Genomic DNA, 12,345 nt, shown 5'->3' on the forward strand with positions numbered 1-12,345 from the left:
TATTATACATGGATATTCGATCGTATCTGAGCGATACTCATCCGTCGGTGGCGCAATTTTACGCCAATAACCCGAAGTTCGATGTAACCAGCTTCCTGTTCGCAGACGCGGCATCGGTAGAAGCGTTAAACGGAACGGGCGAACAACATGCGGAGGCGCTGCATTTGCTTGGCGGCTACCAAAGGCTGCTCCGACTCACCAATAATCCGCAGGCGGCCGGCGTATTGCTGGCCGGCAGCGACAACGGACATCCTCCGCTGCATTCGGCGATTCAGATTGCAGCGGTCAATCCGGAGCATTTTGTAAGCTCCTACGGACCGCTGCTGGGGGATGACGGGGAAGCGCAAGCAACCGCCATTCATGAGAAAGCTAGGCATATTCAAGCTCAGTTGATGCATGAATGGGCGTCAGTCTCGCAGCTGTCTGCGCCCTATACGCGAAATTTCGCGGCTAACTCCATATCGGGCGCAATTGTTCAGCATTATGAAGAGCTCCCCGATTATCAGAAGATCTTCGGTACGCTGAACTACTGCGAGTGCGATGAATGCAAATCCATTTTTGGACCGGCGGCGTACCTGGTCGATTTGATGCGTATTGTCAATCAGAACATCACGGTGCCAAACCAATCGGCTATTCCGGCTAATATGGCGTTGGCGGCTCGCCGCCCGGATTTGGCCAATCTAGCGCTTACCTGCGAGAATACGAACACCACGATGCCTTATCTGCAGATTGTTAACGAGCGACTCGAGGCGACCGTCAGCTCGGCAATGGAAATCGAGGGGGATCTGTATCAGACGCTGGCAGCACAGGTATTTCCGTTTAATTTGCCTTTTCAATATCCGTTGGAGCAGATCAGGATTTATTTAAGCCGGATGAATGTAAGGCTGCGGGATTTATTTGAGGGATTTGGCGCACCTGACGAGGGAACGGCTGCTGAAACGCTTGGCCTGTCCCCGGAGGAATTCCATCTGATTGGCACCTCTGCAACGGACGAAACGCAGCTGAAGGCCTTTTATGGCGTAACCGATCTTGAAACGCTGTCCGACGTAAAGACCTTCTGCGGGCAAACCGGCATAACGCTGGTGCAGCTTCAGACGTTGTTAAACCAGGATCTTTCGGCAGCCGAGATTGAAGCCGGGCTGATGAAATCGTTCTTCATTAACTATGGGCTTGCCCAGCCCCTTCAGGTCAACAGTCAAGGTGAGGCTTTGAAGATCGATTATCTGACCAATGACGCTCTGGACCGGATCCACCGGTTCCTGAGGCTGAGCAGCAAGCTGGGCTGGAGCTATGCGGATCTGGACTGGGCGCTGCAATGCGTCAACGCCGGAGCTCCGAAGCTGGACGCCGGAGCGTTGGCCGGTCTTGCGAAGCTGAAGTCTGCGATGGAGCAATGGAACATGTCCGTCCTGCAAGCCGGCGCGCTTATCTTCGATGTGAAGACGTACGGGCAGGGCGATTCCGCGGTATCGAATACGGTGTTCGATAAGCTTTTTAACGGACCGGAATCCGCCTCCTATCATCCAGCTGACGAAGGGAAAAGCAGCTATTCCTCTAATACGATGTTTAAGGACAACCTTTTATATTGGACGATAGGTGCGGCAGATGCCGACAATATGAAGCTCGCCGCCCGGATTGCCGCGGCCCTGAAGCTGAAACAAAACGATCTTGAGCAGCTTGCGGCAGCGCTGTTCGGCAACCAGGCGAAGGTAGCGTTAACCGTAGGTCAATTATCGGTTCTCTATCGTTATTCCTTGTTCGCCGGCATGCTCGGAATGCCTATGGCGCAATTTGTTATGCTGCTTGCCTTGTTTCAATCCTTTACGCCCATCCCCGCAATGGATGCGTGGATGTTATTGAGAAAGAACGCGGACCGCTTGAAGAGGTCGAGACTTAACGTCTACGAACTGGATTACGTGGTGAACGGGAACGTATCCGACTACGTCGATCCGCTGTACCGCTCCGCGGATCTGGACGGTTGGCTCGGCAATCTGCCCAAGCTTATCGCAAGCGCGGGTTCGGATCAGGATGCCGACATGGCGTTGAAGGATCAGCAATTAAAGCTGATTGGACAGCTTGCGGCATTCTTCCATGTGCAAACCGCACGAATAAGCAGCTTGATTCTAATGTTCGGCTACACCGATATGATCGCCGTATTCACCGATCCGAAGCAGCGATCCACGGCGGAAGCAAGAATAAAGCAGCTGTCGCAGTGGCTTGTGCTGGCGAAGAGGTTCGGGCTGACAAACGATGATCTTGCGGTGATCAAGAACAGCCTCACCGCACTTGGCATTGTTAACCCGGCAAAGCTCAGTGCCTCGAATGTACTTGACATTTACGCTTATCAGGAATTGAAAGCGATCTTTGGCGATGTCAACGGAGCGGTTGCCGGATACCTCAGCGCTTCCTCGGAAAGTGACGCATCCGCCGCTATCGCCCCGGTTGCCGGGCTTACGGATACCGAATTGGCTTCCCTATTTGGGTTGTTCCCGCAGTTATCCCGCATCGACCGTCTATATTTGCTGCAGAAGGTGACGGGGATCATGCATGCAACCGGCGCCGGCTTTAGTCTTTTGTTAGGTGTTAGCGAGATTGCCGGACAGGATGCCGCAACGCATTGGACGGACTACGCGAAAGCGGCGGATAATCTGCTGCTGGCGTTAAGAGCGCGTTTGGGAGGCGACGATTGGGACAGCTTGTTCCTCCAGGTGAACGGTGCCGTTCAGGAGAAGCAGAGGACGGCATTGATTCCAACGGCGCTCCATGCGCTGTCGCAAAAGGATGATTTGGAATGGATCAAGAACAGCCGGAATTTGTATGAATATTTGTTAATCGACGTGGAAATGAGTGGCTGCGCGACTATCTCTTATATCAAAGAAGCGTTGAACGCCATTCAGCTGTATCTCCAGAGATGCAGGGAGCGGCTGGAGCCGGGGGTCGTTCAATTCAATATTCCTGAGGCCTGGTGGAGTTGGATGATCAACTACCGTCTTTGGGAAGCGAACCGCCAAGTGTTCCTATATCCGGAAAACTATATTAATCCGTCCTACCGGAAGAACAGGACCTCTCTGTTCACCGATTTGCAGAATACGCTGAAGCAGGGCGATATTACGAAGGGGACCGTGGAGGCCGCATTTCGCAGGTACCTGGACAGCTTCGCCGAGCTTGCCAAGCTGAAGGTTGTCGACACCTATCATACGCGTGTGACGGATGAGACGCATAATAACGCGGAGGTGACGTATCTTTTTGCCCGGACGGAAACGCAGCCTTACAAGTACTACTATATGACGCGGGATGAAGGCAACGTGTGGTCGGAATGGAACGAGATTAAAGTTTCGATCAATTCGGATACCGTCTCGCCCGTATATGTATTCAACCGCCTCTTCCTGTTTTGGGTCGAGCAGAAATCCGTAAGGGATAACGGCACCGGCTCGGCACAGCAGCGTTCGGTAAGAGCCACGATCCGGTATACGTTCTACAACTTCAGCGGCAGCTGGGTTGCCCCGCAAACGCTGTCGGAGGATACGGTCATTTCGGCGGACAACAGCACTTTTATGAATTTGAATGGAGTCAAAACGCTGTTCGACGCTTCGCAATTTGATGCCTCTCAGCTTTGGTGGAACAAGGTCTATCCGCTTAAGATCGAAAGAAATAACTATCTAACGCCTAATGTCGGGGCCAACCCATTCGAGAAGCTGGTCATTTTCCTGGGTCCCATGATTGATATTGGCGGTCTGTCCGCATTCGCGATGCCGGCGGCCCCGCAGTCCGCTACAGACGCGCTGCAGCAATTCGAGGACCGTTTATACGAAGTGACTCATCAGTTCGTCCTGGCTAAAAATGTCGGGCACACCGGCTTCCTGCCCGTGTTCCGTCCTATCGTAATGAACGATGACCTGCAGCCCGGCTTTATCGTAAACCCGGACGAGTACATCATAGCGGGGAAAGAGGCATTAATCAGCCAGACTTATTTCCGGCCGGAAATTGACCGCAGCTCCGGCAGGCTGAATCTGATAGACACGAATCAAATCGTATACGACAACTATGCGGCTGATTCGATCCGGACTCCTTCGCCGGTTGTTGCGGCTTCCCGTCTGAATGAAGCATCCTTTGTCTCGTCATCGCTTGGCCTGGATGCCGGGCAGTCGACGGCGGTTTGGAACGGGCTTATGAAATCCGGCTATATCAATGAGCGAGGCTTCGTTCAGGGCTCCTTCCGTTTTGCTCAGCTCGGAAAGGACGTGGCCGGCTATCTGTCCGGACAGGCGGATATCCCGGCGAAAACGTCTTATGTGCTGCAGCAGATCAGCGGAGCAATGGGAACGGTATCGCTGTCCGGCAATATGAGGGGCAATGAATACGAAGTGCTTACCGTAAAGAACCATCCGGCGGCCTTTTTGTTCAAAGGAGATAAAGAAGCCTTCCTGCTGATGGATATCGATGAGGAGCTGCATGTGCCCGCCATTAGCGAAGCGCTGCTGAACCCGGATACGATTTTTACGCCGGCGTCCTTTATTTCGTCCAATCTCAACATTAACGCAGACGGTTCCCAATCGATCTACAATCTGCTCGTGCAAGGAGGATTCCTGGATGAGGACGGGGTCCTGCAAAATGACTCGGATGCCCAGAGCCTGACGGAGTATCTGCAGCCGCAGCTCGTCGCCAATACTTCGGCAGTCGTGAACATCCTGATGAACAGTCCCATGTTCATGGAACAGTCCTTTGTCGCGCCGGCGCCGATTGATATTGAAGCTTCCGGCTCCCAATCCGTGTACCAGCAGCTCGTCAAATCGGGGTACTTGGACCCTAACGGCAGAATTATGGCCGATATCGATTTCTATGAATTAAACGAATTCGTCGAAGGGCTGCTGGACGGACAGCCAAACGAGAATTTGAAGGTCCGTCATGTCATGGATACGCTGTACCAATGGCCGTTCCCGGTATCCGTCGGTTTCCTGGACCGGAACAAGGACGGCATCGGCAGCATGAAATACAATTTCACGGCATTCCGCCTGACGACAGCAGCCGTTCACCGGCTTAGCTCGGCGCTCTTCACCGGCGGAATCGACGCGCTGCTCAGCCTGGAGTCGCAGCAAATTCCGGTTGAAGCGGAGCTGCTGTTCAAGCGATTCCGGTTCGACAGCCATTTTGTCATAGCGCCGGCGGCGGCGGACGGGGCGCAGGTTGATTTTGACGGAGCTTACAAGACGTATTATTGGGAGCTGTTCTTCCATGCGCCGTATTTGATCGCCGACCTGCTCAAGACCAATCAAAGCTATCAGGACGCAGAGAAGTGGTATCAGTATATTTTCAACCCTACGTTGCAGCCATTGCAGATCGGTCCGGGTGACTTCCAGACATCGACGATTGGGCTGACAAGCTCCCAGCGTATTTACAAGATTCTGGTCGATCAGAAGATTATTACGGACGAAGGGGCCGTAAGCACGGATTTCTCGGAAACCACGCCGATTGACCAGTTGTTCGCTTTCTTGGACGACAAGCAGATCGATTCGGTCCGAAACCGGCTTCTGAACGACCAATTGAGCAATTCGAATGCGCGTTTCTGGCAGTTTAATCCTTTCCGGAATCACACTTTGGAAGCTCTTAAGGATCAATTGACCAATCCTCAGGAGATTGACGCCTACAATATGGATCCGTTTGATCCGGACGCCATCGCCGGCTTGCGTATTGGAGCTTATGAAAAAGCGGTTGTAATGGCTTATATCGACAACCTTCTGCAATGGGGCGATTCCTACTTTGCGCAGTACACCTGGGAGTCGATTGTAACGGCTACGATGATGTACGTGTACGCTTATGATCTGCTGGGGCAAAGACCGGAGGATCTTGGGAAATTCCCGGAACCGGAGCCCAAAACGTTTAACGATCTTCTTGCGCAGTACCAGAAGGACATTCCGCAATTTTTCATTGCGTTGGAGCAGGAGGCGCCTGCAGGCGACGCATTAATGGCGTATTCTCCGTTCAATGCGCTGGACACCTATTTCTGCGTACCGGAGAACCGGCAATTTATCGGGTATTGGGACCGGGTGGAGGACCGTCTGTTCAAGATCCGGCATTGTCTCAACATCCAGGGCATACCGCAATCTCTCGCTTTATTCGAGCCGCCGATTGATCCCGCTCAATTAATTCGCATGGCGAGCTCCGGCGTAAATCCGTTGTCTGCCCTGTCGCCGGTGGATCAGGGGGTTCCTTACCGGTTCGCCTTCCTGCTGGAGAGAGCCAAATCGATCGCGGGCACGTTGACTCAATTTGGCGGAAGCTTGCTCGCCGCGCTTGAGAGGAACGATGCGGAAGGTCTGGCGCTCCTGCAGAGCACGCACGAGAAAAATATCCTTAATCTCACGACAATGATCAAGGAGAAGCAGCTGGAGGAGATTGCGGATACGGTTGCGTCCCTGACGGAGAGCCGGGCAAATGCCTTGTTCCGTCAGAATCATTACAGCTCCCTGTATAACGAGAACATCAACGGGCTTGAGATTACCGATTTGACCCTAAGAGGGGTTTCGGCAAATCTTCAGGTGGCTTCCGTTGCCATTCACGGGCTGTCGGTCGGGGCTTATCTGGCACCGAACATATTCGGATTGGCGGACGGCGGCATGCAATTCGGCGATGCGGTAAATGCGGGCGCCGCCATGGTGGACGGAACGGCAAACGGATTGGATAAAGCCGCCGGCTTGATCAGCACCGGAGCACAGTACGTGCGCCGCCGGGAGGAGTGGGGGCTGCAGCGGGACATAGCGGCTTCCGAGGTGAAGCAGCTGGATCAGCAAATTGCCGGTTCAAACGTTCGGGCGGACATGCTGCAGCGGGAGCTGGACATTCATCAACAATCGATGAAGCAGCAGGATGAAGTCGAGCAGTTCCTGCGCGGCAAGTTTACCGGCCAAGAGCTGTACCAATGGATGATCAGCCGGCTGTCAACCACCTATTTCCAGTGTTATCAGCTGGCGATGGACTTGTCGATGGCTGCGCAAGCGGCTTACCAGTACGAGCTGGAGCGGCAGGATCAATTCCTGCAGTTCGACTATTGGGACAATCTCCATCGGGGACTTCTTGCCGGAGAGGGGCTGCTTCTGGCCTTGAACCAGATGGAGAAGGCATACCTGTTCAACAACTCGAGAGATTTGGAGCTGGAGAAGACGGTTTCCTTGCTTAGCTTGGATCCGGTCAAATTTATGGCTTTTAAAGGGGGGATGCCGGGCGGCACGGGGACACAGGGCAAGCTGGATTTCGAATTCAGCGAGAAGCTGTTCGATTTCGACTTCCCGGGTCATTATTGCCGCAAGATCAAGTCCATCGCGATATCCATTCCGGCTGTTGTCGGACCGTACCAGAACATTAACGCAATACTGGTTCAAAACCGCAATTCGGTTGTCGTTCAATCGGACGATAAAATCTCGGGGGTCAAATATCTCCTCGATCCGGCTAATCCGTTACCGGGAACGGACGTATTAAGGCAAAGCCGTCTCGCGCAGCAGGTTGCCGTAACCAGGGGGATGAATGATTCCGGGCTGTTTGTTCTCGATTTCAGAGACGACCGGTATTTGCCGTTCGAAGGGACGGGAGCCGTATCCTCGTGGACGCTGAGTCTACCGCCGGAGACGAACCGATTCGATTTCGCCAATATCTCGGATGTAATCGTCAAGATCCAGTACACGGCCAAAGACGGCGGGACAGACTTTGCCAATCAGGTGCGGCAGCTGCTGCATGCGGACAACGCTCCATATCCGTATACGCCGGCGAAAATCATCGACCTGAAGCAAGCTTTCCCAAGCGAATGGTTTGCTTTGTTTAGTCCGCCTGCGGCTCAAGGCGTGCAGCAGATCAGCTTCCCAATCACGGACCGGACGATTTTGACTCATTTATCGAATGTAAGCCTATTGTCAGCTACGGTTCTGGTACAGACGTCCAATCAAGCAATCGTTTCCGATAAGGATGCGAATACGCCGTTTTTAAGCTTGAAGCTTGGGGATAATCCTGCGGCGCCGATCCGCGTCACGAACAACTCGGGCACTTGCGATTTAAGCAATATCACGGGAACAGGCTTGAACGCCGTTCTGCAATTCGAATTATCCGCTGCGCCGCCAGATTTATTGCTCAATGGTTCTTTAAATCCGGATGTGTTAGCCGGGCTCACGGTCATCATTACTTATCAATCGAATGTATTCGCAAAGTCAAACACAACCAATTAACCAATAAAGGGGATATGAATGATGGATTGTCTACAATCTCTTGCAATCAACTTGGGCGCGGCGAAAAATTTAACGGACGTGAACTGGTCCCAGGTGAATATTCAAGATATTAACAACAACAACTTTCAGTTCGGAAAGCCGTTCTACCTGGTATGTCCCGGGGAGCATTGCCAGGATAACGTCAATTTCACGCCTCAAGCTCACCGCTTGTGCCAATGCACCGACATTAACGGGCATTCGATTCCGGGCTGCTCTCCGCACGACTACCTGTATCCGTATGCCGCTCAAATATGCTTCAATACCAGCAATCCTTCCGATTTGAGCCACGCCACGCTTGGCAACCGAGGCTGCATGAGCCTGGGCGATACCTGGAATGTCGTTACCTGCTATTGCTGCTGCTCCTGCTTTGCGCACGGCACTCAAATCGGCACGCCGCAGGGCTCTCAAGCGATCGAGAAATTCAGCGTCGGAGATAAAGTGATCACGGCCAGCTTGAAGCAAAGCTCGGAAGGGCTGCACCTGGAGTGGAAGAAAGCCAAGCTGAATTTCAGTAACGGTACCGGCCCCGAGAGTCATCAGCCCGCGATGATCTACATCCGCTTCGGCGGTCATGGCAGCATCATCGTAACGCCGGACCATCTGTTCCTTATGCCAAGCGGCAAGCTGAAGCGCGCTGACCGGCTTGTGCCGGGCAAGGATTTGCTCGTGTCCTACAACAATACGCAAGTAGAAATCAACGAGATCAGCGTTGGCGAATACAGAGGCGGCGTGCATCATATCGCTACCGATGTTGCTTTTGACGGAACGCTTGACGGGCACTTGCTGCTGTCAGAAGGACTCGTATCCGGCGATTTCAATCTGCAGATCCATCAAAGAGAGCTACTGGGAAGCGGTCTGCTGGAGGATACCGAGGATCATCCGGTCGTAGGTACGAAAGAGTACGAAGCGGCTCATACGCATCTGGTTGCCGGAAATTATTTGTCGTTCAGCGCTCCAAATCTTAAAGCGGGAGAGGATACGCATGCGGTAGCAGCATCTCCCGAAGCAGCGGCGCAGCGCAGCAAGTTCTACGTGCATGGCTCCAACGTGGCGTTTGTACCGGACAACGCGGCAAGCTTCATCAGTCCTCTGCAAGCCATCGATGTAAACGATAAAGCGGACAGATGGGGCTTTACGGAAGTGAGCATCGGCAATGCGATGGTGAAATATTTGGTGAACCTGTTCCAGGGCTTCTACCCGGATATTACCTTCTACCATGACATTGGCCGTCTGGAGCCAAACGCTTACGCCTTCACCCAATATGGCAAACAGTACATTGTTCTTTCGGGCGGATTGACCCGCATTAAAGGTCTCGGCATGGAAGGAATGGCCTTTATCCTCGGAAATATGGTCAGCCGTCTTCAGAAGAGCGCCCCGCTGAACGCGGACGGCTTCACGACCGTTGGCATGGCGGATTACTACACGCCGGCGATCCTGCAAAATATGTTCTTCGGCAATCTTTATGCTCCGTTGATGACAAGCGGTTTGGAGCAGATTCAAAACGTGATCTTCGGCAACATTAACGCCTCGCTGCACGATGCCTTCGAGACCGATCCTTTCCAGCCGACGACGGGAACGAGAATGGATGCGGTGGAAGCGGGCAACGGCATGAATTTCCCTCCGAACGGGATTGGCGGCCCTGAGCTGAACGGGCTGAAGGTTACCGGTGCAACGGTAACGGGGCCGGCAATCAGTGCTGCTTCGCTAGTGACGGCGGATATTACAGCCGACCTTGCGGCGGCGGCGTTCAAGCTGCTGCAGGAGAAAAGCATTGTAGATGCGTCTGGCTTGATTGCGGCGGATTTCACGGTAGCAACGGACTTATCGTTCCTGTTCGCCGATCAGGCTGACGAAATGAGGACCCTGCTTACGGAGGAGGTTCGTTATGTCTTGCTGCATGCCGCATCCACCGTTGAGCTGCATTTCAATACGGCTGTAAAAGCGATCCATGCGGCCGATGAAGACGATTTTTCGTTTACGCCTAACGCCGTTATTACGGATGCGCAGCCGGGCAAGAACAATTCGTCGGTATTGCTGAAGGTTTCTCTCGAGCGCGGAGTCACGTATACCGTGTCCGTCTCCAGAGCATTAACTTCGGATATCGGATCAACCTTGGATCCGAACGCCTCGACGGCAGAAGTTACGTTGAAATAACAGCTTAATAACAACGAGAAAGGGGATTAAGAGATGGAATCAGCCGCTCCAGAGATGGGAGCATTCACAGGGACGATTGAAGAACAGTGCAGGCAATTCGGCAGTATCCTGGGTTTGGACGGCCCGGTATCGGAAGAGGTATTGTTCGCGGCTGTTCATGATCCCAGCTATGCGCATAATTTATTGTCCGCAAGAAGATCGGAGATGTTTCTGAATTATCTGCTCAGTAATCCTCCTAAGGTGGATTCGGCGTCGGAAGCGGAGACGGAGGCAACATCCGCTGAAGGAAACCCTTCCAATATGGAACTCGCCAAGAAGGTTGGACATGCCTTGTGGAAATGGGCCAAAGCGGGCTTTGCTACGGTAGAGGACGAAATATACCGCAAGCGGATGGATGCCTGTACGGTATGTCCGCACAGTCAGAGTAAACCGGATAAGCTGCTATACAACGCCTTGTCCAAATCAGCGGCAAGCGACGGAACTGCCGAGAAGATCTGCGGCAAATGCGGCTGCGTGTTATCCAAGAAAACCAAGCTGCCAACGGAATCCTGTCCGGACAATCATCCGGAGCTTGCCGGAATGACTCGTTGGGAAGAGCCTATTACCGTCTGATTCTTTTTATAGTTCGTACAAACGGAAAGCTGACGCTGGTATTTAACCGGCGTCAGCTTTCGTGGTTTTGCTTGATCAACGCAGCTTCCTGAACGCAGACCTTAATTCATTCGTAAATAACGCCGGCTGCTCCCAAGCGGCGAAATGTCCGCCTTTATCCAGCACGTTGTAATAATAGAGCTTGGGATAAGCCTGCTCGGCCCAGCTCCTTGGCGCTTCATAAAGCTCATCGGGGAAGACGCTGACCGCCGTCGGAATCTTGACGCCTTTGACGCCGAAGAAAGGATACTTGTTCTCCCAGTAGAGACGAGCCGATGAAATGGCGGTGTTCGTCAGCCAATAAAGCGTAATGTCATCAAGGATTTCGTCGCGCGATAATCCTCCGGGTTTTCCTCTGAAGGCGTCGGACATCAGCTTTAGACTCTTTTCATCGTGATCAAGCAGAAAGGCTGCCAGACCGATAGGCGAATCGGCCAATGCGGTTAACGTCTGCGGGCGAGTCCCCATCAGTTCGGCATAACCAAGATGCATGTTAAAGAATTGCAGCTGTTCGTATGCGCGTTTCTCCTCGGGAGAGAGACCGTCGGGCATCGGATCGCCGCATCGGAGCGCTTTTTCAATTTCGGCAGGAACCGTTCCGGGCATATTGGAGTGGATGCCAATTAATCCTTCAGGCGCCTTCACCGCCATCAAGTCGGTGATGATCGCCCCCCAATCTCCGCCTTGCGCCACATACTTCGTATAACCAAGACGCTTCATCAGCTCAATCCAGGCATTTGCAATCCTGTCCGGTCCCCAACCAGGTTCCGTTGGTTTCTCTGAGAATCCGTAGCCCGGCAGAGAGGGGATCACGACATCAAAGGCGTCCGAGGCTTTTCCGCCATAAGCCGTCGGATTGCTGAGCGGATCAATAATCTTCATCATCTCGACAAAGGAGCCCGGCCAACCATGCGTAAGAATGATCGGCAGAGCGCCTTTATGCTTCGAACGGACGTGAATAAAATGAATGTCCAATCCGTCGATAGTGGTAATGTACTGAGGATATCCGTTAAGCTTCGCTTCGAATTTGCGCCAATCATAATCCTTCGCCCAATAACGCGCCAGCTCTTTCATCGTCTCCAGCTGCGTGCCCTGCGATTGATCCTTAACCGTCTCGCGATCTGGCCATTTGGTTTCGTTAATGCGTCTGCGAAGCTCGCTCAGCTCGGCTTCCGGTATATGCGCTTGAAACGAACGGATGGAGTCCGCTTGGGAAGGTTCGGAAACTGCCTGAGGCCGGTTAGCATTAGCGAGCTGCGCATTTCCTAAGGTCAAAACCACCATTATGGTC

4 protein-coding genes are annotated in these 12,345 nt (G+C 53.1%); 3 read left to right on the forward strand and 1 reads right to left on the reverse strand.

Annotated elements, in window-relative coordinates:
- Nucleotides 1-8: 8 nt before the first annotated feature.
- The 3 genes from FHT67_RS10305 to FHT67_RS10315 are packed head-to-tail and all read left to right on the forward strand — an operon-like array spanning nucleotide 9 to nucleotide 11,015.
- Complete coding sequence (locus FHT67_RS10305; protein WP_167197854.1) at nucleotides 9-8,210, forward strand: Tc toxin subunit A-related protein; 8,202 nt, start codon at nucleotides 9-11, stop codon at nucleotides 8,208-8,210.
- Nucleotides 8,211-8,231: 21 nt separating this feature from the next.
- Nucleotides 8,232-10,403, forward strand: a complete 2,172-nt coding sequence (locus FHT67_RS10310) for a Hint domain-containing protein (RefSeq protein WP_167197857.1) — start codon at nucleotides 8,232-8,234, stop codon at nucleotides 10,401-10,403.
- 33 nt (nucleotides 10,404-10,436) lie between these two features.
- A complete protein-coding gene (locus tag FHT67_RS10315) occupies nucleotides 10,437-11,015 on the forward strand; it encodes a hypothetical protein (protein ID WP_167197860.1) in 579 nt (192 codons plus the stop codon).
- A gap of 75 nt (nucleotides 11,016-11,090) precedes the next feature.
- On the opposite strand, the gene FHT67_RS10320 is transcribed toward FHT67_RS10315, so the two are convergent.
- On the reverse strand, nucleotides 11,091-12,338 hold the full coding sequence (locus FHT67_RS10320; RefSeq protein WP_243867099.1) for an epoxide hydrolase family protein: 1,248 nt from the start codon (nucleotides 12,336-12,338) through the stop codon (nucleotides 11,091-11,093).
- Nucleotides 12,339-12,345 lie beyond the last annotated feature (7 nt).

Origin of the sequence: Paenibacillus sp. BK720 (assembly GCF_011761545.1) — a bacterium.
Taxonomy (GTDB): Bacteria; Bacillota; Bacilli; order Paenibacillales; family Paenibacillaceae; genus Pristimantibacillus.